Origin of the sequence: Luteimonas aestuarii, assembly GCF_004357985.1 — a bacterium.
In the GTDB taxonomy this organism is placed as follows: Bacteria; Pseudomonadota; Gammaproteobacteria; order Xanthomonadales; family Xanthomonadaceae; genus Luteimonas; species Luteimonas aestuarii.
The window spans coordinates 76,611-100,291 of record NZ_SMTF01000011.1 but is presented as its reverse complement, the minus strand read 5'-3'; the positions used below and the strand labels follow the sequence as shown (position 1 = coordinate 100,291).

19 protein-coding genes are annotated in these 23,681 nt (G+C 70.7%); 14 read left to right on the top strand and 5 right to left on the bottom strand.

The window, feature by feature from the left end:
- Nucleotides 1–62 precede the first annotated feature (62 nt).
- Genes E2F46_RS12805 through E2F46_RS12770 form a run of 8 tightly spaced genes read left to right on the top strand, consistent with a single transcriptional unit; the run spans nucleotide 63 to nucleotide 6,996 of the window.
- Nucleotides 63–581: a Na+/H+ antiporter subunit E gene (locus E2F46_RS12805; RefSeq protein ID WP_133322659.1), complete on the top strand. Its 519-nt coding sequence runs from the start codon at nucleotides 63–65 to the stop codon at nucleotides 579–581.
- Entirely contained in the window at nucleotides 578–856 is a 279-nt protein-coding gene (locus E2F46_RS12800) for an MrpF/PhaF family protein (protein ID WP_207949580.1), read from the top strand. The genes E2F46_RS12805 and E2F46_RS12800 overlap by 4 nt, the downstream gene beginning before the upstream one ends.
- A complete protein-coding gene (locus E2F46_RS12795) occupies nucleotides 853–1,191 on the top strand; it encodes a cation:proton antiporter (RefSeq protein WP_133322655.1) in 339 nt (112 codons plus the stop codon). The genes E2F46_RS12800 and E2F46_RS12795 overlap by 4 nt, the downstream gene beginning before the upstream one ends.
- Nucleotides 1,188–2,114, top strand: coding sequence for a hydrogenase subunit MbhD domain-containing protein (locus E2F46_RS12790; RefSeq protein WP_133322653.1), 927 nt, complete (start codon nucleotides 1,188–1,190; stop codon nucleotides 2,112–2,114). The genes E2F46_RS12795 and E2F46_RS12790 overlap by 4 nt, the downstream gene beginning before the upstream one ends.
- The gene (locus tag E2F46_RS12785) at nucleotides 2,111–2,467 is read left to right on the top strand and encodes an NADH-quinone oxidoreductase subunit K (RefSeq protein WP_133322650.1); all 357 of its coding nucleotides are present in this window, start codon (nucleotides 2,111–2,113) and stop codon (nucleotides 2,465–2,467) included. Before E2F46_RS12790 ends, E2F46_RS12785 begins: the two co-directional genes overlap by 4 nt.
- On the top strand, nucleotides 2,454–3,890 hold the full coding sequence (locus E2F46_RS12780) for a complex I subunit 5 family protein (RefSeq protein ID WP_133322648.1): 1,437 nt from the start codon (nucleotides 2,454–2,456) through the stop codon (nucleotides 3,888–3,890). Before E2F46_RS12785 ends, E2F46_RS12780 begins: the two co-directional genes overlap by 14 nt.
- Nucleotides 3,887–5,368: a complex I subunit 5 family protein gene (locus E2F46_RS12775; protein WP_133322646.1), complete on the top strand. Its 1,482-nt coding sequence runs from the start codon at nucleotides 3,887–3,889 to the stop codon at nucleotides 5,366–5,368. The genes E2F46_RS12780 and E2F46_RS12775 overlap by 4 nt, the downstream gene beginning before the upstream one ends.
- A complete protein-coding gene (locus tag E2F46_RS12770) occupies nucleotides 5,365–6,996 on the top strand; it encodes a complex I subunit 5 family protein (protein WP_133322644.1) in 1,632 nt (543 codons plus the stop codon). The genes E2F46_RS12775 and E2F46_RS12770 overlap by 4 nt, the downstream gene beginning before the upstream one ends.
- Before the next feature lie 15 nt (nucleotides 6,997–7,011).
- Here the strand turns inward: E2F46_RS12770 and E2F46_RS12765 are convergent, their stop codons facing one another.
- Nucleotides 7,012–7,764: a pteridine reductase gene (locus tag E2F46_RS12765; protein WP_243720418.1), complete on the bottom strand. Its 753-nt coding sequence runs from the start codon at nucleotides 7,762–7,764 to the stop codon at nucleotides 7,012–7,014.
- 52 nt (nucleotides 7,765–7,816) lie between these two features.
- On the opposite strand from E2F46_RS12765, the gene E2F46_RS12760 reads away from it, so the two are divergent.
- Together E2F46_RS12760 and E2F46_RS12755 are read left to right on the top strand one after the other, a co-directional pair.
- Nucleotides 7,817–8,998: a class I SAM-dependent methyltransferase gene (locus E2F46_RS12760; RefSeq protein ID WP_133322640.1), complete on the top strand. Its 1,182-nt coding sequence runs from the start codon at nucleotides 7,817–7,819 to the stop codon at nucleotides 8,996–8,998.
- A 59-nt stretch (nucleotides 8,999–9,057) separates the two neighbouring features.
- Nucleotides 9,058–9,402 carry a VanZ family protein gene (locus tag E2F46_RS12755; protein WP_133322707.1) on the top strand — a complete coding sequence of 115 codons (345 nt, stop codon included), beginning with the start codon at nucleotides 9,058–9,060 and terminating at the stop codon, nucleotides 9,400–9,402.
- A gap of 301 nt (nucleotides 9,403–9,703) precedes the next feature.
- Here the strand turns inward: E2F46_RS12755 and E2F46_RS12750 are convergent, their stop codons facing one another.
- Complete coding sequence (locus E2F46_RS12750) at nucleotides 9,704–11,785, bottom strand: N-acetylmuramic acid 6-phosphate etherase family protein (protein ID WP_133322638.1); 2,082 nt, start codon at nucleotides 11,783–11,785, stop codon at nucleotides 9,704–9,706.
- A gap of 346 nt (nucleotides 11,786–12,131) precedes the next feature.
- Here E2F46_RS12750 and E2F46_RS12745 point away from each other — a divergent pair, with 346 nt between their 5' ends.
- Nucleotides 12,132–13,337 carry an exo-beta-N-acetylmuramidase NamZ family protein gene (locus E2F46_RS12745; RefSeq protein ID WP_133322636.1) on the top strand — a complete coding sequence of 402 codons (1,206 nt, stop codon included), beginning with the start codon at nucleotides 12,132–12,134 and terminating at the stop codon, nucleotides 13,335–13,337.
- Between the two features lie 149 nt (nucleotides 13,338–13,486).
- On the opposite strand, the gene E2F46_RS12740 is transcribed toward E2F46_RS12745, so the two are convergent.
- The 3 genes from E2F46_RS12740 to E2F46_RS12730 form a co-directional block, all read right to left on the bottom strand.
- Entirely contained in the window at nucleotides 13,487–15,838 is a 2,352-nt protein-coding gene (locus tag E2F46_RS12740) for a beta-N-acetylhexosaminidase (RefSeq protein ID WP_133322633.1), read from the bottom strand.
- A gap of 94 nt (nucleotides 15,839–15,932) precedes the next feature.
- Complete coding sequence (locus tag E2F46_RS12735) at nucleotides 15,933–18,776, bottom strand: TonB-dependent receptor (protein ID WP_133322631.1); 2,844 nt, start codon at nucleotides 18,774–18,776, stop codon at nucleotides 15,933–15,935.
- A gap of 64 nt (nucleotides 18,777–18,840) precedes the next feature.
- The gene (locus tag E2F46_RS12730; protein ID WP_243720416.1) at nucleotides 18,841–19,869 is read right to left on the bottom strand and encodes a glucokinase; all 1,029 of its coding nucleotides are present in this window, start codon (nucleotides 19,867–19,869) and stop codon (nucleotides 18,841–18,843) included.
- 378 nt (nucleotides 19,870–20,247) lie between these two features.
- Here E2F46_RS12730 and E2F46_RS12725 point away from each other — a divergent pair, with 378 nt between their 5' ends.
- The 3 genes from E2F46_RS12725 to nagA all read left to right on the top strand — a co-directional run bounded on the left by E2F46_RS12725 (nucleotide 20,248) and on the right by nagA (nucleotide 23,679).
- The gene (locus E2F46_RS12725; protein ID WP_133322703.1) at nucleotides 20,248–21,327 is read left to right on the top strand and encodes a LacI family DNA-binding transcriptional regulator; all 1,080 of its coding nucleotides are present in this window, start codon (nucleotides 20,248–20,250) and stop codon (nucleotides 21,325–21,327) included.
- Entirely contained in the window at nucleotides 21,324–22,394 is a 1,071-nt protein-coding gene (locus tag E2F46_RS12720) for an SIS domain-containing protein (RefSeq protein ID WP_133322629.1), read from the top strand. Before E2F46_RS12725 ends, E2F46_RS12720 begins: the two co-directional genes overlap by 4 nt.
- Before the next feature lie 145 nt (nucleotides 22,395–22,539).
- A complete protein-coding gene (gene nagA / locus E2F46_RS12715) occupies nucleotides 22,540–23,679 on the top strand; it encodes an N-acetylglucosamine-6-phosphate deacetylase (RefSeq protein ID WP_133322627.1) in 1,140 nt (379 codons plus the stop codon).
- Nucleotides 23,680–23,681: the final 2 nt, after the last annotated feature.

The following is a 23,681-nucleotide window of genomic DNA, read 5'->3' as shown; positions in this document are numbered from 1 at the left end:
GCGCGACGAGGGCGCGTGCGGCGTTCGCGTCCGCGCGACGACGACGCCATTATGTTGGCGGGATGGTTTCGCCGACGCACTTCGACCCCACGCTCCGCGCCCGCCTCGCATGGGGCGTGCAGGTCTTCGTGCTGCTGCTGGCCACGTGGTGCGCGCTCGATGGCCTGGGCAGCCTGTGGCTGGGGGTGCTGGTGTCGCTGGCCGGTGCCGCCTTCGGCAGCTGGGTGGCGCCGGGCGAGGTGCATCGCTGGCAGCCATTGCGGCTGGTCGCGTTCTTCGTGTGGTTCGTCGTGGCCTCGTGGCGAGGTGGGGCGGATGTCGCGCGGCGCGCGCTGTCGCCACGCATGCCGATCGAGCCGGTGATGCTGCGCCATCGCATGCGCCTGCCGCCGGGCCTGCCGCAGACGGTATTCGTCGGCGTGCTCAGCCTGTTGCCAGGCACGCTCAGCGTGGCGCTGGATGCCGATGGTGGCTGGCTCGACGTGCATTGCCTGACGCCATCGGCCGCCGACGGCATCGGTGAACTGGAGCGGCGGCTGGCGTGGTTGTTCTCGCTGCCGTTCGAGGCGGCGGCGCGATGACCGGCATGGACGCGTTGCTCTCCGCCATCGCGATGTTCCTGCTGCTCAATGTCTGCGCCGGCCTGGTGCGCGTGGTGCGCGGGCCGCGCAACGTCGACCGCATGCAGGCGGCGCTGCTGTTCGGCAGCACTACGGTCGCCATCCTGCTGGTGATGGCCGAGGCCGGCGGGCGCGCGGCGCTGCGCGATGTCGCGCTGCTGTTCGTGCTGCTGGCGACGATCCTCAGCGTGGCCTTCGTCGGGCTGCCGCCGGGTCGCGACGGAGACGACGCATGACCGTGGTCGACGGCATCGCCGCGGTGCTGCTGCTGGCGGGGTGCGGGTTCTACCTGGCCGGCACGGTCGGGCTGCTGCGCCTGCCCGACAGCTACAGCCGCCTGCATGCGCTGACCAAGGCCGACAACGTCGGCCTGATGCTGGTGTGCGCGGGACTGGCCGTGCGCGCGGCATCGCTGCGGGTGGCCCTGCTGCTGGGCGTGGTCTGGCTGCTGGCGCTGGTGGCGTCGACGCTGTCGGCGCACCTGCTGGCGCGGCGCACCGCGCGCGGCGAGGACGCCGGCGACGAGGACGTCCGTGACGAGGGCAGGCGCAACGAGGACACGCACGCGTGAGCCTGGCGTTCGACATCGTGCTGGGGCTGGCGCTGCTGCTGTTGGGCGGGCTGGTGGTGGCAGGCCCGCGGCTGTTCCTGTCGATCGTGGTGTTCACCGTGTTCGGCCTGCTGATGGCGGTGGTGTGGGCGCACCTGGGGGCGCCGGACCTGGCCCTTGCCGAGGCGGCGATCGGTGCCGGCTTGACCGGCGCGATGCTGATGCTGTGCTATCGCCGCCTCGTCGCGCTGCGCCCGGCACGTGCCCGCGAGCCCGGCGTCCGCACCACGCGCTTCGCCGTGCCTGTCGCGCTGGGCTGCGCCGGACTGGCGCTTGCGCTGATGCTCGCGCTGGCGTCGGTGCCGGTGCCCGAGGACACCGCCGGCGCGCGGGCGCTGGCCGCGAATGTCGACGGCCCGCTCGGCAACCCGGTCACGGCGGTGCTGCTGCAGTTCCGCGGCTACGACACCCTGCTGGAAATGCTGGTGCTGCTGGTGGCCTGGCTGGGCGCGGCGATGGTGGCCCGGGTCGGGCGTCCGGGCCCGCTGCAGCCCCCGGGGCCGTCGCCGTTGCTGGATGCGCTGCTGGCGGCGGTGGTGCCGGCCGCCCTGCTGGTCGGCGGCTACCTGTTGCACGTGGGCGGCAAGGCACCGGGTGGCGCGTTCCAGGCCGGCGCGGTGCTGGCCGCGGCAGGCGTGCTGCTGGCGCTGGCGGGTCGGCTGCAACCGCGGCCGCGGCCCGGCGTTACCCAGGTCGTGCTGCTGGTACTGGGCGTGGTGGTGTTCACCGCGGTCGGCCTGCTGCCCCTGGCGCAGGGCGGGCCGGTGTTGCGCATCGCCGGGTTGGGCGCGGTGTACCTGGTCGAGGGCGCGATGATGCTGTCGATCGCCATGACCCTGGTGCTGCTGTTCCTGGGGGCGGCCGGACTGGGGCGGCGGCGATGAGCGCGCAGGTGCTGGTGTGGCTGGTGGTGGCGGCGGGGCTGGTCGGCCTTGGGGTGTACGGGGTACTGGTCGCCGGCCACCTGCTGCGCAAGCTGCTGGCGCTGAACCTCCTGGGGGCCGCGGTGTTCCTCGTCATGGTGGTGCTGGGCAGCCATGTCCACGGCACGCCGGACCCGGTGACCCAGGCGATGGTGCTGACCGGGATCGTGGTGGCGGTCTCGGCGAGCGCGTTCGGGCTCGCCCTGCTGCTGGCGCTGTATCGCGCCAGTGGCGCGGCGGTGCTGGATGCGGAAGACGGCACCGACGACGAGGCCGTGGCGGACGCAGGGGAGGGCGGCGATGACCGCCGCTGAGCTGCTGCCGCTGTGGGTGCTGGCGCCGATGCTGGGGGCGGCCCTGGCCGTGGCCCTGCGGCCCAGGCACGCGGCCTGGCTGGCGCAGGGACTGGTCCTGGCACTGCTGGCGGCATGGGTCTGGCTGGCGGAGGCATTCGTGGCGGACGGCGCGCTGGACGTGGTGGTGGCCGGGATCGCGCTGCCACTCGGCATCCGGCTGCAGCTCGACGGGCTGGCGCTGCTGCTGCTGGCACTGATTGGCGTGGTGATGCTGGCCGCTGGCGCGCATGCCGCCTCGATGCCCGCGCGCGCGCAGGCCAACCGTGCGTTCTGGCCGTCCTGGCTGGTGCTGCTGGCGGGTCTGAACGCCGTGGTGCTGTCGCGCGACCTGTTCAACATGTATGTCGGGCTGGAGCTGCTGACCCTGGCGGCGGTGGCGCTGGTGGCCAGCGCCGGCACTGTCGCGGCGCTGCGCGCGGCCATGCGCTACCTGCTGCTGGCGATGCTGGGCTCGCTGGCCTGGCTGCTGGGCGTGGCGATCCTGCACGCCACCACCGGCAGCCTGGACATCGAGTTGTCCGCCGCGCGCGCCGTGCCCGGTCCGGCGACGTCGGTGGCGCTGGGGCTGATGCTGGCGGGGCTGCTGCTCAAGGCCGCCGTCTTCCCGCTGCATGGCTGGCTGCCGCTGGCGCACGGCGCGGCGCCGGGTCCGGTCAGCGCGGTGCTGTCGGCACTGGTGGTCAAGGCCGCCGTGCTGCTGGTGTGGCGGCTGTGGTTCGCGCATGGCGGCACCGGGATGGCCGCTGCCGGGCCGCTGCTGGCGGGGCTGGGCGGTGCGGCGGTGCTGTATGGCTCGGTGGCGGCGCTGCGGCAGGCGCGGCTGAAACAGGTGGTGGCGTTCTCCACCGTCGCGCAGCTCGGCTACCTGCTGCTGGTGCTGGCGATGCCCAGCGCGCTGGCGTGGCAGGGCACCGTGCTGCAGTTGCTGGGCCATGGCCTGGCGAAGGCGGCGATGTTCCTGGCCGCCGCCAACCTGGTGCAGCGGATGGGCGATGACCGCGTCGCCGGACTGGCGGGCGCCGATGCGCGTGCGCCCCTGAGCACGTTCGCGCTGGCGCTGGCGGCGGTCAGCCTGATGGGCCTGCCGCCAAGCGGGGGCTTTGCCGCCAAGTGGCGGCTGCTGCAGGGCGCATGGTTGCAGGAGGCGTGGTGGCTGGTCGCCTTGCTGCTGGTCGGCAGCCTGCTGGCGGCGGCCTACCTGTTCCGGGTGCTGGCGGCGCTGCTGGCCCGGCCGCCGGAGGGCGCGCCAGTGGCAGGCGCCACGGTGTCGCGCACGGCGGAATGGGCGGCGCTGCTGCTGGCGCTGATTGCCATCGCGCTCGGCTTCGCCGGGGCACCGGTGCTGGCCTTGGCCGGGTTCGCCGAAGGCGGCGTGCCATGAGCCTGCTGCCGTTGGCCCTGGTGCTGGTCTCGCTGGTGACGGCGGTGCTGGTGTTCGCCGCCGGCGAGCGTCGCCAGCGGCTGCGCACGGTGCTCAACCTGGGTGCGGCCCTGCTCAAGCTGGGGCTGATCGTGGTGGCGCTGCTGGCGGTGCGCGATGGCGCGACGTTCGAGTGGCGCATGCCGCTGCTGCCGGGGCTGGACCTGGTGCTCAGGATCGATTCGCTGACGCTGCTGTTCGGCACGCTGTCGGCGCTGCTGTGGCTGTTGACCACCATTTACGCCATCGGCTACCTGGAGCGCGGCGAGCACCGTGCGCGCTTCTTCGGTTTCTTCAGCCTGTGCGTGGCCGCCACGATGGGCATCGCGACGGCCGGCAACCTGTTCACCTTCTTCGTGTTCTTCGAGTTGCTGACGCTGGCCACCTGGCCGCTGGTGGTGCATCGCGGCACCGACGATGCCTTCGCCGGTGGCCGCAGCTACCTGCGCCATACGCTGTTCGGCGGCGCGCTGTTCCTGGCCGGGCTGGTGTGGCTGTACAGCGTGGCCGGCATCCCCGATTTCCTGCCGCGCGGCGGCCTGGGCAGCCTGCTGGAAGGCACGGAGTTCGCGCAGCGCGCGATCTTCGTGCTGCTGGTCGCCGGCCTGGGGGTGAAGGCGGCGCTGCTGCCGCTGCATGGCTGGCTGCCGCGGGCGATGGTGGCGCCGGCCCCGGTCAGCGCGCTGCTGCATGCGGTGGCGGTGGTGAAGGCGGGCGCGTTCGGCATCGTGCGCCTGGTGTACGACGTGTACGGTACGGAACGCGTGCACGCGCTGGGACTGGGCACGGCGCTGGCGGTGCTGGCCAGCGCCACCATCGTGTATGGCTCGCTGATGGCGTTGCGCCAGGCCGACCTGAAGCGGCGGCTGGCGTGGTCGACGGTCAGCCAGGTGTCGTACATCGCGCTGGGCACGGCCATCGCCGGCCCGCTGGCGACCATCGGCGGGCTGGTCCACCTGGTGCACCAGGGACTGATGAAGATCACCCTGTTCTTCTGCGCCGGCATCTTCGCCGAGACGCTGGGGATCAAGCGTGTCGACCAGCTCGACGGCGTGGGCCGCATCCAGCCCGTCGCCGCGAGCGCCTTCAGCGTCGCCGCGCTGGGCATGGTCGGCGTGCCACCGATGGCCGGCTTCATCAGCAAGTGGTACCTGGGCACCGGCGCGGTGGCGGCGGGGCAGGCGTGGGTGGTCTGGGTGCTGGTGGCCAGCACCCTGCTCAACGCGGCGTACTTTTTGCCGGTGCTGTACCGCATCTGGTTCGCGCCACCACCCGAAGCCTGGCCGGCACCGCAGGCGCTGCCCCGGCGTGCGCGGCTGGCGCTGGTGGTACCCGCGGCCTGCACCGCCCTGGCGACCGTGCTGGCCGGCCTGCTGGCCGGGTTGGACTGGAGCCCGCTGGGCTGGGTGCAGCTGATCGTCGACCGGGAGTACCGATGAGCGCGCTGGCCGTGCCCGCCTGGATCGTCGCTGCGCTGCTGCTGCCACTGCTGGCGCTGGCCGCCGTGCGCGTCGACAGGCTGCGTGCGGCTGCGCTGGTGCTGGCGCCGCTGCCGCTGCTGGTACTGGCGCTGTCGCCCGAGGGCGGGCTGGCGGCGCCGCGCCTACTGCTTGGCACGGCCTGGGCGGTGGATGGCGTCAACCGGCCACTGCTGCTGCTCGCCGGACTCGGCTTCGCGCTGGCCGGCGGCGTGGCCGGCGCGCGGGTGTCGCGTGCGCCAACGCTGTTCGCAACGGTGTGGCTGCTGGTACTCGCGGGCGTGGCGCAAGCGCTGCTGGCGGCGGAGCTGGCCGGGTTCTACACCGGCTACCTGGTGATGTCGCTAACGGCCTACGGGCTGGTCGTGCATGCGGCTACTTCGGAAGCCCTGCGTGCCGGGCGCGTCTATCTGGTGATGGCCCTGCTGGGCGAGGCGATGGTGCTGGCCGGCGTCCTGCAACTGGCCGGCAGCCGCGAGGCGGTGGACGTGCTTTCGCTCGCAAGCCAGCCACCCGCGCCAGGCGTGGCCTGGCTGCTGTTCGCCGGGTTCGCGGTCAAGCTGGGCCTGGTGCCGCTGCACCTCTGGTTGCCGGTGGCGCACCCGGTGGCGCCGGTGCCGGCCAGCGCGGTGCTGAGCGGCGTGCTGGTCAAACTGGGCCTGCTGGGAATGATGCGGGTGCTGCCCGAGGGCAGCCTTGCACCGGCGACGCTGGTGTTCTTCCTGGGGCTGGCGACCAGTGCCTACGGGGCGCTCGCGGGCCTCGCACAGTCGCGGCTGAAGACGGTGCTGGCGTATTCGACGGTCAGCCAGATGGGCCTGCTGTTCGCCGGGTTCGCGGCGTTGCAGGCGGCCGGTGGCGGCACCGCGGTGCTGGGGCTGCTGGCGCTGCACCACGGGCTCAACAAGATTGCGCTGTTCCTGGCCGCCGGTGGCGCGGTGGGGGCCAGCCGCGTGCGCGCGACGCTGTTCGCGTTGCCTGCGCTGGCGCTGGTGGGGCTGCCGGCGTTCACCGGCGCGCTGGCGAAGGATGCGCTGAAGTCGACGCTGGCGCCGGCGGGTTGGGAAGCGTTCGCGTGGATGTTGTCGATCGGCTCGCTGCTGACCGCGCTGCTGATGCTGCATGGCTGGCGGCTGGCGCGGGCCGATCGCGGCGATGCCGGGGTGCCGCCGCCGATCCATCCGGCCTGGCCGCTCGCGGTGCTGGCCGGCATCGCCGTGCCCTGGGCCTGGGCGGTGTCGGCAGGCCTGGCCAGGTCGCCGCTGGCCGGCATCTGGGATGCGCTGTGGCCGGCCCTGCTGGCGCTGGTGGCGTGGACCCTGGCCACGCGGCTGCGCGGCAATCGGGCCGCGCCGCGGATCCCCGAGGGCGACCTGCTGCAACCGCTGGCGACGATCGCCACGGCCCTGCGCAACGCAGGCGTCGCCGTGCTGGATCGCTGGAATGCGTGGCAACCCCCGGTCCCGCACCTGCGCCCGCTGACGCGACTGGCGGCGCTGGAGCCGGCGATGGTGCGGCTGCCCGGGGCGGGCGGGCTGATGCTGGTGCTGCTGCTGGTGATCGCCGCGCTGGCGTGGCGCGCGAGCTGACGCGGGCAGCGTGGCTCAGACGGGATCGCGGCCGCCATCCACCGCGATCACGCTGCCCGTGGTGTAGCCGGCATCGCGCAGCAGCCACAGCGCGGTGGCTGCGATCTCGTCGATGTCGCCCACGCGCCCCAGTGCGGTGCGCGCGAGGATGCGTTGCCGCAAGGCGTCGTCGCCATGCTCGTCCGGCCACAGGATCGCGCCCGGCGCGATGGCATTGACGCGCACGTCGGGCGCCATCGACACCGCCAGCGCGCGGGTCATCGCTTCCAGTGCGCCCTTGCTGGTGGCGTACGCCGGCAGGTCGGCGCGCGGTTGGCGCGCATAGACATCCGACAGGTTGAGGATCGCGCCGCGCGACGCCTTCAGGTGCGGTGCCGCGGCCTGCGACAGGAAGTAAGGCGCGCGCACGTTGGCATTGAACAGCGCATCCCACTGCGCCGGCGTAGTGGTGCCCAGCGGCGTGGGGAAGAACGCCGCGGCGTTGTTGACCAGCGCGTCGAGGCGGCCGAAGTGGCCGACCGTGCGCGCCACCAGTTCCGGCAGCCGGTCGAACTGCGCCAGGTCCGCCTGCAGCACCAGCGTGCTGCAGGGGCGCGTGGATTCGAGCGCGTCGGACAACGCCTGTGCATCGCCGGTCGAGCGATGGCAGTGGATCGCGATGGCATAGCCCGCGCCATGCAGCCGTCGCGCGATGGCGGCCCCCAGGCGCCGTGCGGCGCCGGTGACCAGGGCCACGGGATGGTGGGATGGCGCGTCGGTTGCGGGCACGAGGGGCTCCGGAATGCCGGTATCCTGTGCATTGTCGTGGTTCGGCAAGCCGATGTCCCTACCTCCCCTTTCCGATGATGCGCAGGCGCACAGCGCGCGCCTGCAGGCGCTGATCCGCGAACAGGTCGCGGACGCCGGTGGTGCCCTCCCGTTCTGGCGGTTCATGGAGCTGGCGCTGTACGCGCCGGGCCTGGGCTACTACAGCGCCGGTGCCGCGAAGTTCGGCCGCGCCGGCGATTTCGTGACCGCGCCGGAGCTGGGCCCGCTGTTCGCCGAATGCGTGGCCGAAGCCGTCGCGCCGGTCCTGCGCCAACTGGACGCGGGCGCGCGCATGCTCGAGATCGGCGGCGGCAGTGGTGCCTTCGCCGAAGCCGCGCTGCGCCACCTGGCGACGCTCGATGCGCTGCCTGCGCAGTACGCCATCCTCGAGCCCAGTGCCGACCTGCGCGAACGCCAGCAGGCGCGGCTGCGCGACGCGCTCGATCCCGGCGTGTTCGCGCGCCTGCATTGGCCCGACGGCCCCGCGCCCGACGACTGGAACGGCGTGCTGTTCGCCAACGAGGTCATCGATGCCCTGCCGACGCCGCGGTTCGCGATCCATGCCGGCGAAGTGATGGAAGAACACGTCGCCGTCGATGGGGCGGGTGGCTTCGTGCGCATCGACCGTCCCGCAGACGCGCTGCTGTCGGCGGCCGTGCGCCACGTCGAGCGCCAGCTCGATGCACCGTTCGCCGATGGCTATCGTTCCGAACTGCTGCCGCAGCTGCCGTACTGGGTGCAGGCAGTGGCCGGTGGCCTGCGCGCGGGTGCGATGCTGTTCGTCGACTACGGCCACCCGCGCCGCGAGTACTACGACCCGCGGCGCAGTGGCGGCACCTTGCGTGCCTTCCATCGCCACCACGTGGTGGACGATGTCTTCGCCCGCGCCGGATTGCAGGACATCACCGCGTCGGTGGACTTCACCGCGCTGGCCGAGGCCGGCACCCATGCGGGGTTCGAATTCACCGGCTACTGCAGCCAAGCGAGTTTCCTGATCGGCAACGGGCTGGCGCAACGCGTGGCGGCGCACGAAGCCGTGGCCGCGGACGAGGCCGCGCGCTACGCGCTGCGCCAGCAGGCCAAGGCCTTGACCCTGCCCGACGGCATGGGTGAGCGTTTCCAGGCGATCGGCTTCGCCCGCGGCGTGGCGTTCGATGCGGCTTTCCTCGCCGGCGACCTGAGCTTCCGGCTGTGAGCGGCTACCGGTTCGGGCGCTCGCTCAAGCCGCTGCGGCATCCGTGGTTCTGGTGCGCGATGTGGTGCATCGCGATCGCGGTGGTGTGGGTGTTTTCGCTGATGCCACCGCCGCCGATGCCGGACTTCGACAGCAGCGACAAGGTCTCGCACTTCCTCGCCTATTTCGTGCTGGCCTGCTGCGCGGTGCAGCTGTTCCGCAACTGGGCGGGCCTGCTGGGCGCGGGCCTGGGGCTGGTGCTGATGGGCATCGCGGTGGAGTACGCACAGGGCGCGCTGACCGACAACCGCATGATGGATGCGAAGGACGCGCTGGCGAACACGCTGGGCGTGGTCGCCGGACTGGCGACGCGACTCACGCCGCTGTGCGACCTGCTGCTGAGGATCGACGGCCGCCGCGAGTGACGGGTGCAATGGGAACCTGACCCCATCCAGCCTTCCCCTGTCTGGACGCAATGCCCCGTATGCGGGGAGGGCCAAGCGGCTCGGCTCCCTCCCCCGTTCACGGGGGAGGGCCGGGGTGGGGGCGAGTGGCGAAGCGATGTCCTCGCCGAGGCCTCGGAACCTGCCCCCATCCCAGCCTTCCCCCGTAAACGAGGGAAGGGGCGACGGCAATCGTGCCGATTCTTCTCCATAAGGACACAGCGCGTCTCCGCGGAAGCTGCGGTCGAGCGCCGCACTGCACCGGCCCGTGCCTCGGGAACGATCAGTCGAACGCAGCAAGGTAGTCGTCCAGCGTGCGCTCGCCCAGCAGCGCGAGTGCATCGTCCCAGCCGATTGCGCGGCCCGTGCGCAGGCTTTCGAGGATGCGCACGATGCACAGCTCGACTTCCGGGCTGGCGGCAAGTGCAGGCCGCGCACGGCGCTGTTCGATCACGTCGAACAGCACGGCGTTGGCCTCGGCGTAGGACAGCGGTGCGTGCTCGCCGTGGGCGCGCGCCCAGGCCTCGCTGCCCAGCACCGCGTTGACGTGCGACTGGAGCAGGTAGGTGGCGCGGCCGATCAGCTTCAGGTTGCCCGGTTGGACGGCGGTCATGGTGTTGCCGACCACGCGACCCAGCTTGGCCATGATGCCGGTGGAGTGCGCGTTGAGCAGCATCTTCAGCGCGATCACCTGGTTGAGCTCCAGCGGGTCTTCTTCCGGCAGCGTCAGCTGCAGCACGCGGGTGCCGGGCGAGGCCACTTCCACGGCCTGCGCGGTGCTGTCCGGCAGCGAGGTGCGCGAGACGCGCACGACCACGGTCGCCGCCTCGGCGGCATTGAACGCGCGCAGCCACTCCAGGCCCAGGGCATCGGGCGACTCCTCGCCCAACAGGATCAGGGTGCCGACGTCGCCGGCGGCCGGTCCGGCGCGGCGCATGTTGTCCTCGGAATACGCCAGGTCGTACAGGTGCTGCTGCTCCTCGCCAGCCAGCGCCAGGCTGCGCAGCGCGGAACGGCGCAGGTACGGATCGTCGATCTCGTTCGAGAACGGCGCTTCGTACAGCGCCGGGTCCAGGCCGTGGAACGGGCGATGCAGCAGTGCGCGCCAGGCCTCGGATGGATCGCGGGTGGGCGTCCATACCTGGATCCACGAGCGGCGTTCGCTGGCATCGTTGCGGTCCAGCGGCGCCAGCCGGAACGTCGGTGCGCGTTCGGTCACGTCCACGAACACCGGCATCAGCGCGCGCTGGGCGAGGTACGTCGCGTGTTTGCCGTCGGCATAGGCGCCGGCTTCGAGGTCGGTCCATGCCGACAGCGACGGCGCGGTGGAGGCGACGACCGTCTGCAACAGCGCGAAGTGGCGCAGGCGCGCGGCAAGGTCCGGCGTTTCGGTGAAGCCGAGCGCGCGCATCTCGTCGGCATCCAGCAGTGGCGCCAGCAGCGCGTGGATGGCGTGCTCCATCACCACGCCCAGCGCGTACAGGCTGGTGGTGGTGGCCTGCATGCGGGTGGAGCCGGTGATCGACTGCGGCCCGGTGGCCAGGTTGACCTTGGTGATGCCGTCGTCCCCGATCACGCGGCGGCTGCGCTCGAACGGCAGCAGCACGTCGTCCGGATTGTTGTAGACGAACCAGGTGCGCGACGGGTCGTTGCCGTTGACTTCGGCGCCGCGCAGCGCGGTGCCGATCACCGCCGACGTCTCGCCGCCCTCGGTCACCGCGAACACGACGTCGCCGGGGCCGATGCCGTGGTCCTGCAGCTGCAGCCGGCCGATCAGCTGTAGGTCCTCGAAGCCTTCCAGCGAGCTGATCAGCGCCCGATCGCCGCCGGTGATCTCGCCGCGCACGCGATCGGCGATGCCCGGCAACGCCTGTTCGATCTTCGCCCACGATGGTTGTTGCGCGGCGCGCTGCCAGAACGGCCGCCACAGCCCGCTTTCCAGCGTCTCCGCAAGCCGGCCGGTGGAGCCGGTGCCGTAGAAGTAGAGGCGATGGCCGTCGCGCAAGGCGCGCTGCATCGATTCGGAGGCTCGTTGCAGCGCCTGCAGGCGCGCGGGATCGTCGGCGACGGCGTTCATCGTGCGCGCCACGTCGCGATCCACCGCGAACAGCGCCTGCAGCCCGGCCACGGTGTCGGCGCCGATGCGGCGGCTGAGGTCCATGGTTTCCGGATGGCGCTGTTCGGTCAGCAGGGTGTGCAGCTGGAACTGCTGCTTGGTGCGCACGTAGTCCAGCGACTCTTCCGAAGGCGTGATGCCCAGCAGCGTGGTGACCGACGTGTCGGGTTCGGCGGCGGTGGCGTGTGCCATGGCGGTCATGCCGGCGAGGCACAGCAGCAAGGTGCGGGCAGGTGAAAGGCGAGGCATGGCGATGCGCTCCTGTCGGGTGTCGCATGGACGCGGGATGCGCGTGTCGCGCGGGGATGCAGGTGGCGCGCGACGGCGGCAGGTCGCGGCAGGGCGGGTCGGGCGATGTGTTCGCAAGCAAAGCGGATTGGCATAAAGACAGCAAACGTCGCGACGCGGCCCGGCCGGTCGGAAAGCCCGTGCTATAACCCGGGCGCCACCATAGCAGAGCGCATCGCGCATGGCTCGCCATCCACGCATCGTGTCATTGCGTCGCCCCGTGGACGCAGGTGAAGGCGGCGCGACCTGCGCTTGCTGTCCTGCAGCGGCAGGTAGCAGGACACGCGATGTCCCGTTGCTGTCGCGCATGGCTCTCGTGTTGCTGCTGGCCGTCGCATGCATCACGCCCACGGCCGCGCGCGACGACGGGCTTGTCGCCGGCATCGATGTGCTGCTGCTCGATGGCGCCCACCTGGTCGAAGGCAAGCGCGTCGGGCTGGTGACCAATCCGACCGGCGTCGATCGCGACCTGCGCAGCAGCATCGACCGCCTCGCCGCGCATCCGGGCGTCACCCTGGTCGCGCTGTACGGGCCCGAGCACGGCGTGCGCGGTGATGCGCAGGCCGGCGACCAGGTGGGCTCGACCCGCGACCCACGTACCGGCGTGCCCGTACACAGCCTGTATGGCGAACACCGCGAACCGACCGCTGCGATGCTGCAAGGCGTCGACGTATTGGTGTTCGACATCCAGGACGTCGGCGCGCGGTTCTACACCTATCCGTACACGCTGGCCAACGTGATGCGCGCCGCGCGTCGCGCCGGCATCCCGGTGGTGGTGCCGGACCGGCCGAATCCCGTCGGCGGCGTGCAGGTGGAAGGGCCGGTGCTGGAGCCGGAGTACGCCTCGTTCGTCGGCCAGTACGCCATCCCGATCCGGCATGGCATGACCCTCGGCGAACTGGCGCGGTTGTTCAACGAGGGGTTCGACATCGGCGCCGAACTGCACGTGGTGCCGATGCGCGGCTGGCGACGCGATGCAGTCGAGCCCGGCCATGCGCTGCCCTGGGTGCTGCCCTCGCCGAACATGCCCACGCCGGACACCGCGCTGGTGTATCCGGGCACGGGACTGGTCGAAGGTACGAATCTGTCCGAAGGCCGCGGCACCACGCGCCCGTTCGAACTCATCGGCGCGCCCTACGTCGATGCCGACGTGCTGGCCGATCGCATGAACGCGCTCGACCTGCCGGGGGTGCGTTTCCGTCCTGCCTGGTTCACGCCCACGTTCTCCAAGCATGCCGGCGAACTGTGCGGCGGCGTGCAGTTGCACGTCACCGATGCCGATGCCTTCCGCCCCGTGCGCACCGGCATCGCGCTGCTGGCGGCGCTGCAGTCGCTGTATCCGGATGCGTTCGCGTTCCTGCCCGGCGAGCGGCCGTTCTTCGACACGCTGGTCGGCAACAGCTGGGTGCGCGAGGCGATCCTGGCCGGCGAAACCGCGTCGGACATCGAGGCGCGCTGGCTGCCGGGGTTGCAGCGCTTCGAGGCGATGCGGGTGCGTTACCTGCTTTACTGACCCGACGACGGGTTCGGTGGAAGGCGGGTCGAGACCCGCCCTACGCATGGATTGATAGGACGGGTCCCGACCCGCCACAGGTAATACCGCACGCCCATCCCGCGCGCAGGCGGCACTGCACGCCAGCCCCGCGCCGCCGGGGCGGTGCGCTATTGCATCTGCAAATCCACCCGGTCCAGCACCCACATCATCGGCCGCGTATCGCCGGTGACGGTGAAGCACAGGTCGCTGCGGCCGGCGGTAGGCTCGAGCGGCACATCGACGTTCACGAAACCGTCGGCATCGGTCTGCGCGGGCAGCGGGATGCGTGCGAGCGTGTCGCCATCGCAGCCGCCGGCCTGCACCAGCAGTTCGCCGTGCTCGGTTTCGGCCGGCATGAACTTGCGCGCGGGTTCGTCGTGCGCCAGCTGGAAGTAATACGGCAGGCGGCCCAGCCGCACCTTCAGTCCACCGATGCCGTCGAGGTCGGCGCCTTGCCACAGCCAGCACGGGTAGAAGATGGTGACGTTGTAGATCGCACGGTCCCCGTCGATCGGGCCGTCGTCTTCCAGCCGCAGCAGCAGGCGGCCGGTGTCCGGGCAGGTGTCGAACTGGGCGTTGCCGCGCGACAGCAGGCTGCCGGCGTCGAAGGCATGCCTGGTGGCAGGCCCCAGGGCGGTGGTGCCGGCGAAAGCGGCCGCGCGCACTTCCAGCGGCAGCGGCGCCTCGATGGCCGCCTCGTACAGCGGCGAGTCCGCATCCGGGTCGCTGCCGTCGGTGGTGTAGCGGATCGCATAGCCCAGTGCATTCTCCAGCGTCACCTGCACGGTGCCGGCGGCGCGGTCGTCCTCGGCCGTCGCCATCACTTCGAAGGGCGTCTGCGCGTAGGCGATGCCGAAGGCGCGGTAGCGCGGCAGTTGCGCCGGCAGGCGCGCCAGGAAGTCGGCGTAGTCCTTGCGTTCGGCCGGCGTCCATGCGACTTCGGCCAATGCGGCGATGCGCGGGAAGATCGCATGCTGCATACGTTCCCAGGTGCGCATGTGCTCGGTCCATACGTTGGCCTGCACGCCGAGGATGTGCCTGCCTTGCTCCGCCGTCAGCACGTCGGGCACGGGCTCGAAGTCGTACACCTTTTCCATCGGCACCTGCACCGGACGGCCCGGTGGCTCGTTCGGCGACGCGGTCTGCAGGAAGTCGAGGTAGAGGTGGCTGCCCGGGGTCATCACCACGTCGTGGCCCGAGCGTGCCGCCGCGATGCCGCCCTCGGTGCCGCGCCACGACATGACCGTGGCGTTCGGCGCGATGCCGCCGTCGAGGATCTCGTCCCAACCCAGCAGGCGCCGGCCCTTGCCCGACAGGTAGGCCTCGATGCGCTTGATGAACCAGCTCTGCAGCGCGGTCTCGTCGGCGATGCCGAGTTCACGCATGCGCGCCTGCACGCTGGCGGAGGCTTGCCACTGGTCCTTGACCGCCTCGTCGCCGCCGATGTGGATGTACTGCGACGGGAACAGCGCGAGGATCTCGTCCAGCACGTCCTCGATGAAGCCGAAGGTGTCCTCGTCCACGTTGAACAGGTACGGGTGCACGCCCCATTCGTTCGACACCGGCGGCGTGTCGCCCAGCGAGCCGTACTGCGGATACGCGGCCACCACCGCCTGCACGTGGCCCGGCATGTCGAACTCCGGCACCACGGTGATGTGGCGCTCGGCGGCATAGGCCACCACGTCGCGAATCTGGTCCTGCGTGTAGTAGCCGCAGTAGGGCCGCGGCTCACCGGTCCTCGGTTCAAGACCGGCCTCGCCCGCGGGAATGCGGCAGCCGCCGACTTCGTGCAGGCGCGGATACTTCAGGCTTTCGATGCGCCAGCCCTGGTCGTCGGTCAGGTGCCAGTGGAAGGTGTTGAGCTTGTGCCGCGCCATCGCGTCCAGCAGTTGCTTGATCTCGTCGATGGACTGGAAGTGGCGCGCGGAATCCAGCATCAGCCCGCGCCAGCCGAAGCGCGGCGCATCCTCGATGTGCAGCGCAGGCGTGCGCACGGCCTGGCCCTGCGCCGAGGACAGCAGCTGCCACAGCGTCACCGCGCCGTAGAACAGTCCGCGTTCGTTGGATGCGGCCACGCGCACGTGGGTGGGCGTGACGTCCAGCACGTAGCCTTCCGGCGCATCGGCCGACGCTTCGGGGTCGATGGCGAACACGATGCCTTCCCGCGCGTCGCCGCTGCCGTCGCGGATGCCGCCTTCCACGCCATTGGTGGCCGCCATCATCTCCGCGAACCGCGCGGCCACGCGGCGCGCGGCCGCGTCGGCGGCGAAGATCGGCGTGGCGGCATCGAAACGGAAGCTGCCCTCGCGTTGTTCCATCCGCATCGGTGCCGGGATCAATGCCGGCTTTGCCACCACCGCTTCCGCGGGCAGTGGCGACGGGGCGGTCTCGGTGCCTTGCCTGCCGCAGGCGGCAAGCAACACGAGCACGCCGGGCAACAGCCATGCGGGCAGGCGCGCGAAGGGGCGGGGTCGGGTCATCGTGGGGTCCTCGTGTCGCGTGGATCAAAAAAACGGGCCCGGACGAATCCAGGCCCTTGGAGGGAACCGTATCAGGCGTGCGTGAAACCGCGCGTCAGAACTGGAAGCGCAGCGATGCCATGTAGCGACGGCCGGTGCGGTACAGGCCGCGCACCAGCTTCTCGGTGTTGGCCACGCCCGGCACGTCGGCGTAGGTGTAGTACTCCGAGTCGAGCAGGTTCATGCCGTCCAGCGACACGCTGAAGCGATCGGTGATGCGGAAGCCCAGGCTCGCGTCGAGCGACTTGTAGTCGCTGGTGACCAGGTAGTTGCCGCGGTCGACCTGGGTGTAGTACTTCGAACGCCACGAATAGGTCACGCGCGCGCTGAAGCGGTCGTTCTCGAAGAACGGGCTGATGTTGTACTGGTTCTTCGAGGTCCACGGCATCGGGTCGCCATTGCTGGCTTCCGCGTCCGAGTAGGTGTAGTTGGCCAGGATGCCCAGGCCGCCCCACAGGGTCTGCTGGTAGTTGAACGACGCGCCGCGGATCTTGGCCTCGCCCGCGTTCTGCGGACGCGACACGGTGAAGTCCATCACCTGGCCATTGCTTTCGTTGAGGTGCTGCTCGATGCCCGTGGTGTACAGGATGTAGTTGCCGACGTCCTTGTGGAACAGGGTGGCGGCCAGGATCGCGTTCTCGCTGAAGTACCACTCCGCCGACAGGTCGAGGTTGGTCGAACGGTACGGATCGAGGTCGGGGTTGCCGCCGCCGCCGGTCAGGGTCTGCGGGCCCAGCCACAGGTAGTTGGACATGTCGCCGTAGTTCGGGCGCGAGATCACCTTCGCGGCCGAGAAGCGCAGCACGATGTCGTTCCAGTCGTACACGACGTTGAGGTTAGGCAGGAAGTCGTTGTACTTCTTCTTCACGCTCACCTGTTCGTAGGTGTGCGTGCCGCCGTTGGCCGCGCTGTTGCAGTTGGCGCTCGCGGTGCACTGCCAGCCCAGGCTGTCGGATTCGGTCTGCACGTAGCGGAAGCCGACGTTGCCGCGGAAGCCGTTCCAGCTGTAGTCGGCCTGCACGTAGCCGGCGTTGATGTCTTCGTCGACCACCCAGGTGTTCTGCACGAACGACAGGTCGTTGAAGGTGCCCGGCTCGGGCATGGTCTGCCACGGCGCCAGCCAGTCGCCGCTGAGGATCCAGTCGGCCAGCGCCCAGCCGTCGATGGTGAAGCGGTTGGACAGGTCGCCGGTGTTGCCGAAGCCGCTGAGGTAGTTGGCCGGCAGCTGGCGCGGCGAGAACTCGGCGGCAGTGGCGTCGCCATAGCCGGCGACGGCCGCGACCGAGACGCCGGCCATCGTCTGCCCGGTTTGATGCTGGCGACGCTTGGCGCCGAACCGCACCTGGTACACCGGCGAGTCGAAGCGCAGGCCGAAGTCGACCTGGCCATAGACCTCCTTGTCCCAGGTGGGCTTGGTGACGATGTTGCCGCCCCAGCCGGTGTTCCAGGTCGCCGGGTCGTTGGGGTCCGCGCCCCAGCCACCGTCGATGCGGAACGCATCGGGATCGGTGAACGGGCTGCCGGGGACGTTCGGGCTGGTCGCCGGCGCCGAACCGTAGTTGTAGCCGCTGAAGTCCAGGCGCGGCGTGCCGGTCAGGTCATAGCTGTAGTCGGCCCAGTTGAGGAACTCGCCGAACACCTGGCGGCCGGTGCCGCCGGTGGCGCGCGTGGTGCCGAAATGCCAGGTGGCGAACCAGCGTTCGTCGTTCCACGTCGCCTTGATGTCGTAGGAATCGGTGTCCACCGTGGCCTGGCGGTTGATCAGGTCGTACACCGTCAACGCGTTGCTGAAGGAGGCGCGGGTGATCACGCCGCCTTCCACGTCCAGGTCGGTCAGCCGCATCAGGCTGTTCCAGGCGTTGCCGTTGAACGCGAACATCGAGTGGCTGATGTTGTTGTACGACGCGCTGACGTCCAGCACGTTGAGCTCGACGTTCATCTTCTCGTGCGGCTTGAACTGCAGGGCCACCGAGACCGTGTCGCGTTCGCGCTGCTGTTCGAAGTAATGCGCGCTGATCGAGTTGGGCGCGATGGCGTTGAGGTTCGCGCGCAGCGTGGTTTCGCACGCGCCCGAGCACGACGGCGGCACTTCCACGCCGGCGCCCCAGTCCATCGTCGGGGTGAACGAGTTGCCGCCACCCTGGCCTTCCGCATAGTCGCGGCCGGTCACGGTGCCGTAGGACTCGATGCCATCGCGGCGGATGCCTTCGTCCGCGCGCTGCGCGGCGACGATGAAGCCGAAGGTGTCGGCGTCGTTCTTCCAGCCGAACAGCAGCGAGGCCTGCGGGTCGCCGCCTTCGATGCGGTCGTTGTACAGGTAGCCCACGTGGCCGGCGATGGTGGTCTTCTCCAGGTCCAGCGGCTTGCGGGTGTGCACGATCACGGTGCCGCCGATCGAGCCCTCGTCGATGTGCGCTTCGGGCGACTTGTACACCTCGACCCTGCCGACGAGCTGCGGCGCCAGCAGCGAGTAGTTGAAGGTGCGGCCGGGCTGGTCGGCGATGAACCAGTCGGCCGAGGCCACGGTCTGGCCGTTGAGCAGGGTGCGGTTGAGCGCGGGGTCGGTGCCCAGGATGCTGATCTTCTCGCCCTGGCCGAAGGCCTTGTCGATGGTCACGCCGGGCAGCGAGGAGATCGCTTCGGCGACGTTGGTCGACGGGAACTTGCCCACGTCCTCGGCGGTAACCACGTCGATGATGGCGTCGGCATTGCGCTTGGTGTCCAGTGCCTGCTGCAGGCTGGCGCGGATGCCGGTGACCACCACGCGGTCGAGTTCGTTCTGGTTGGCGGCGGTGGCGCTGGCGTCGGTGTCCTGCGCGGCCTCCTGTGCCTGGGCGGGTGCGGCGACGCCAATGCACGCGGCGATCGCGGCCGACAACATCGTGGTGCGGTACTTCATGGCGGTTCTCCCCATCATGGAATTGGTTGGACTGCGTGGGCGGCGGGACGGAACTGGCGTCCGTTCAGTGGACATCGTGGGACGGGTCGAGGTACCAGCCTGCGGCGCCGATCACGCCCAGCTGTCCGTGCTCGACCAGGTGCACGGGAATGGCTTCGAGCGCCTCGCGCATCGGTCCCTTGTCGAGGAACCGTTCGACGAAGCCGCTTTGCGACAGGAACCCCTGGATCTGCGGCAACACGCCGCCGGCGAGGTACACGCCGCCGTGCGCGCCGTACAGCAGTGCCATGTCGCCGATGGCGCTGCCCAGCAGGCCGCAGAACAGGTCCAGCGTTTCGCGGGCCAGCGGGTCGTTGCCGGATTGCGCGGCGGCGCTGAGCGCGTCGGGCGTGGCGTGGCCGGGCGCGACGCCGCGCACCGCGGCCAGCGCGTGGTGCAGGCGCACCAGGCCGGGGCCGGACAGGGCGTGTTCGATCGGCACGTGGCTGCGGTCCTTCAGGAACTCCCCCAGTACCGCCATCTCCAGCGCATTGCCGACGGTCAGCGCGGCCTGTCCGGCTTCGGTGGGCAACACCACGGCGCCGCGTGCAGACGGGATGCGGACCGCGGCACCCAGGCCGGTGCCCGGGCCTACCACCAGGCTGGGGCCGGGCGGTGGCGTGGCGGGCCCCGACAGGTGCAGCAGCGGCTGTGCGCCGGTGCGGCCCACGGCATGCGCCACGGCCTCGAAATCGTTGACCGAGCGGAAATCCTCGAAGCCCAGCGCGTCGCGCAGGGCGGGCAGCGACACCGGCCAGGGCAGGTTGACGGTCAGCAGGCTGCCGTCGGGCAGGGCGTGGCCCGCGCAGGCGATCACGCCGCGGCGCACGGGGGACGGAGCGGGCGCGGTCGCCAGGAAATCGGCCACCACGGCATCCAGCCCCGCGTAGTCGGCGCAGGCGTACTTGCGGTAATGCAGGACCTCGATGCCTTCGCCCTCGCCGCGGCGGACCAGGCCGATGCGGACGTGGGTGCCGCCGACATCGGCGGCGACGAACGGACGCGCGGCGCGCGCGCTGGCGGTGTCGGGCAGTGACAGGGGAGATGCGGGCACTGGGGTTCCTGCGGCGCCACGCCGTCACGGTGGCTTGACGCAGTGTTGGAACGCTTTGACAACGATGTCAAGCGCTGGTGGGCCGGTCGTGCGCATCGCCGCCGGATTGGCCACATCCATGGATCCAATTCGGGCGTTCCCGGGGAATATCCAGCAAATATGCGCTTATTTCGACGACTTGTCTGTCAGTGACCCGTGCTTGTCCTGCGGCCATTTGCTGCATGACAGCACGTTCGGGCCACTGCACCACGCGCGGAAATCCGAGGCCCTGTTGGCGCGCACGCGAAAAGTATGACAACGTTAGTCGTGGAAGCGTCCACCAGGACACGCATCGAGACACGCATCCGCAATGGGCAACCGCGACGCAAGGGCAGCGACATGAGCGAGGGGCAGGGCAATCCGCGCAAACCCACCATCCGCACCGTGGCGGAACTGGCCGGGGTTTCGCTGAAGACGGTCTCGCGGGTAATCAACAACGAGCCGTCGGTGCTGGCCTCCACCCGCGCACGGGTGCTGCAGGCCATCGCCGATCTGGACTACGAGCCCGACCCGTCCGCGCGCAACCTGCGCAGCGCCAGTGCCTACGTGATCGGCCTGGTCTACGACAACCCCAACCCGTACCACATCATCGGCATCCAGAACGGCGTGCTGTCGGCCTGTCGCGAAACCGGCTTCGGCCTGCAGATCCATCCCTGCGACGCGACCTCGCCGCTGCTGGCCGAGGAGCTGGCCGAACTGGTGCAGCGTTCGCGCCTGGCCGGACTGGTGCTGACCGCGCCGATGTCCGAGCGCGTCGACCTCTTGCAGGCGCTGGCCGCGCGCGGCATCCGCACCACGCGCATCATCGCCGCCGCGGAGGACCCCGGCGAAGGCCCGCCCTGCGTGTTCGTGGACGATCGCGATGCCGCGTACGAGATCACCGAGCACCTGGTGCAGCTGGGCCACCAGCGCATCGGCTTCCTGTGGGGCGGCGAGGACCACCGCTCCAGCACCGAGCGCTACCTCGGTTACGAACAGGCGCTGAAGGATTACGGCATCACCCTCGACAAGCACCTGGTGATCCCCGGCGACTACACCTTCGACGACGGCTTCCGCGGTGCGCGCCGGTTGCTGGCGCTGCGCGAGCCGCCCACCGCCATCTTCGGCTCCAATGACGAGATCGCCGCCGGCGTGCTGGCGGCCGCCAAGTCCGCCGGCATGAACGTCCCCTACGACCTGTCCATCGCCGGCTTCGAGGACAGCCCGTTCTCGCGCCAGTCGTGGCCGGCACTCACCACCGCCAAGCAGGCCACCGAGGACATCGCGCGCCACGCCGCGCGCATGCTGATCGCCGGCCTGCGCCACGATGGCGAAGGTGCCGCCGCCGTGCCCAACCACGGCTTCGTGCCGCAACTGGTGGTGCGCGGCTCGACCGCACCGGTGCGCCCGCGTGCGCAGGCACAGGGAGACACTGCATGAGTCCTGTGGAAGTCGCGCTGGCCGACCGGCGCGAATCGACCTGGATGTTCCGCGAGGCCGCCGAAGCGGCGGACGTGGTGGAGCGCCAGTTCGCGCGCAACCGCGACGTGCTGTCGGCCCTGGCGCAAGAGCTGCGGCGCACGCCGCCATCGTTCGTGGCCACCTGCGCGCGCGGCAGTTCCGACCACGCGGCCACGTATGCCAAGGCCCTGTTCGAAACACAGCTGGGCGTGGTGACGGCGTCGGTGTCGCCGTCGATCGGCTCCGTGTATGCGGTACCGCAGCGCCTGGAGGGCGCGCTGTTCATCGCGGTCTCGCAGTCGGGCAAGAGCCCCGACCTGCTGCGCAATGCCGAAGCCGCGCGCGAGGCCGGCGCACGCGTGGTGGCACTGGTGAACGTGGAGGATTCGCCGCTGGCGCAGCTGGCCGACGTGGTGGTGCCGCTGCATGCCGGGCCGGAGCGCAGCGTGGCCGCGACCAAGAGCTACCTCGCCTCGCTGTCGGCATTGCTGCAGTTGGCGGCGCTGTGGAAGGGCGATGCGGCGTTGCTCGATGCGCTGCCGCGCCTGCCCGACGCCATGCGCGAAGCGTGGCGCTGCGACTGGAGCGCACTGGAAGGCGGGCTGGTGCCGATGCGCAACCTGTTCGTGCTCGGTCGCGGGCTGGGGCTGGGCGCGGCGCAGGAAGCCGCGCTCAAGTTCAAGGAAACCTGCGGCCTGCACGCCGAGGCATACAGTTCCGCGGAGGTGAAGCACGGGCCGATGGCGCTGGTGGGGCCGGGCTTCCCGGTGCTGATCTTCGCGCAGCCGGATGAAACCGAGGCCGGCACGCTGGCACTGGCCGACGAGTTCCGCGCACGTGGCGCGCAAGTCTGGCTGGCCTCGCGCCGTGCCCGCAACGATGCCGCGCTGGGCGGCAGCCTGCCGATCGCCAGCGCACCGCATCCCGCCTGCGCGCCGCTGCTGGTGGTGCAAAGCTTCTATCGCGCGGTCAACGCGCTGTCGCTGCAGCGCGGCCACGACCCCGACGCACCGCCCCACCTCAACAAGGTCACCGAGACGGTCTAGTGCCAGTGCCCTGCGCCATGCGTCGTATCCGGGCCCGTCACTCCCGCGCAGGCGGGAGCCCATGGACGTTGCAATCCCTCCCGGCGCGCAACGCACGGATCGCCACGCAGGCACGTCACCACCGCACCCGCAGCGGAACTCGCCCATGACCCAAGCCCTGGTCAACGGCCGCATCCTGCTCGACGACGGCTTCCGCGACGGCCTCGCGGTCCTGATCGAAGGCGCCCGCATCAGCGCCATCGTCGCCGCCGCCGACCCGCGCGTGCGCAACGCCGACACGGTCGATCTCCAGAACCATCACCTCGTCCCCGGCTTCATCGACGCGCAGGTCAACGGCGGCGGCGGCGTGCTGTTCAACAACACGCCCACGGTGGACGGCATCGCCGCCATCGCGCGCGCGCATCGCCGCTTCGGCACCACCGGCCTGCTGCCCACCCTGATCAGCGACGATGTCGACACCATGCGCCAGGCCGTGGCCGCCACCCGCGACGCCATCGCGCAGGGCGTGCCCGGCGTACTCGGCATCCATCTGGAAGGCCCGTACCTGGCGCCAGAACGCAAGGGCACGCATGACGCCAGCGTGTTCCGCGTGCCCGATGCCGACGAGGTCGCGCTCGCCACTTCGCTCGACAACGGCGTCACCCTGCTGACGCTGGCGCCCGAGCGCGTGCCGGCCGGGACCATCCGTGCGCTGGTGGCGCGCGGCGCCATCGTCGCCGCGGGCCATACCGCCGGCAGCTACGACGAGGTGCGCGCCGGACTGGACGCCGGCATCCGCGGCTTCACCCATCTGTACAACGCCATGTCGCCGCTGCAGGGGCGCGACCCCGGCGCAGTGGGCGCGGCGCTGGAAGACCGCGAAAGCTGGTGCGGCATCATCGTCGACGGCGTGCACGTGCATGCGGCCAGCTTGCGTGTGGCACTCGCCGCCAAGCGCCGCGGCAAGCTGTTCCTGGTCACCGATGCCATGCCGCCGGTCGGCAGCGATTCGCCGGATTACGTGCTGTACGGCGAAACCATCACCGCGCGCGATGGCGTGGTGCGCAACGCGGCCGGCGCACTGGCCGGTTCCGCGCTGGACATGGCCACCGCCGTGCGCAACACCGTGCAGTTGCTGGGCCTGCCGCTGGCGGAAGCGGCGCGCATGGCGGCGCTGTATCCGGCGCAATTCCTCGGCATCGACGATCGCGTCGGACGCATCGCCTCCGGACTGGCCGCCGACCTCGCGCTGCTGGACGACGACCTGCAGGTCCGTGCGACCTGGATCGCGGGGCAGCGCGCGTGAAG

Bases quoted from the DNA above. Each gene is read 5' to 3' on its own strand.
- E2F46_RS12800 (WP_207949580.1), top strand. From the start codon at position 578: ATGACCGGCATGGACGCGTTGCTCTCCGCCATCGCGATGTTCCTGCTG.
- E2F46_RS12755 (WP_133322707.1), top strand. From the start codon at position 9,058: ATGTGGTGCATCGCGATCGCGGTGGTGTGGGTGTTTTCGCTGATGCCA.
- E2F46_RS12795 (WP_133322655.1), top strand. From the start codon at position 853: ATGACCGTGGTCGACGGCATCGCCGCGGTGCTGCTGCTGGCGGGGTGC.
- E2F46_RS12775 (WP_133322646.1), top strand. From the start codon at position 3,887: ATGAGCCTGCTGCCGTTGGCCCTGGTGCTGGTCTCGCTGGTGACGGCG.
- E2F46_RS12760 (WP_133322640.1), top strand. From the start codon at position 7,817: ATGTCCCTACCTCCCCTTTCCGATGATGCGCAGGCGCACAGCGCGCGC.
- E2F46_RS12785 (WP_133322650.1), top strand. From the start codon at position 2,111: ATGAGCGCGCAGGTGCTGGTGTGGCTGGTGGTGGCGGCGGGGCTGGTC.
- E2F46_RS12720 (WP_133322629.1), top strand. From the start codon at position 21,324: ATGAGTCCTGTGGAAGTCGCGCTGGCCGACCGGCGCGAATCGACCTGG.
- E2F46_RS12735 (WP_133322631.1), bottom strand. From the start codon at position 18,776: ATGAAGTACCGCACCACGATGTTGTCGGCCGCGATCGCCGCGTGCATT.
- E2F46_RS12770 (WP_133322644.1), top strand. From the start codon at position 5,365: ATGAGCGCGCTGGCCGTGCCCGCCTGGATCGTCGCTGCGCTGCTGCTG.
- E2F46_RS12745 (WP_133322636.1), top strand. From the start codon at position 12,132: ATGGCTCTCGTGTTGCTGCTGGCCGTCGCATGCATCACGCCCACGGCC.
- E2F46_RS12805 (WP_133322659.1), top strand. From the start codon at position 63: ATGGTTTCGCCGACGCACTTCGACCCCACGCTCCGCGCCCGCCTCGCA.
- nagA (WP_133322627.1), top strand. From the start codon at position 22,540: ATGACCCAAGCCCTGGTCAACGGCCGCATCCTGCTCGACGACGGCTTC.
- E2F46_RS12740 (WP_133322633.1), bottom strand. From the start codon at position 15,838: ATGACCCGACCCCGCCCCTTCGCGCGCCTGCCCGCATGGCTGTTGCCC.
- E2F46_RS12750 (WP_133322638.1), bottom strand. From the start codon at position 11,785: ATGCCTCGCCTTTCACCTGCCCGCACCTTGCTGCTGTGCCTCGCCGGC.
- E2F46_RS12780 (WP_133322648.1), top strand. From the start codon at position 2,454: ATGACCGCCGCTGAGCTGCTGCCGCTGTGGGTGCTGGCGCCGATGCTG.
- E2F46_RS12725 (WP_133322703.1), top strand. From the start codon at position 20,248: ATGAGCGAGGGGCAGGGCAATCCGCGCAAACCCACCATCCGCACCGTG.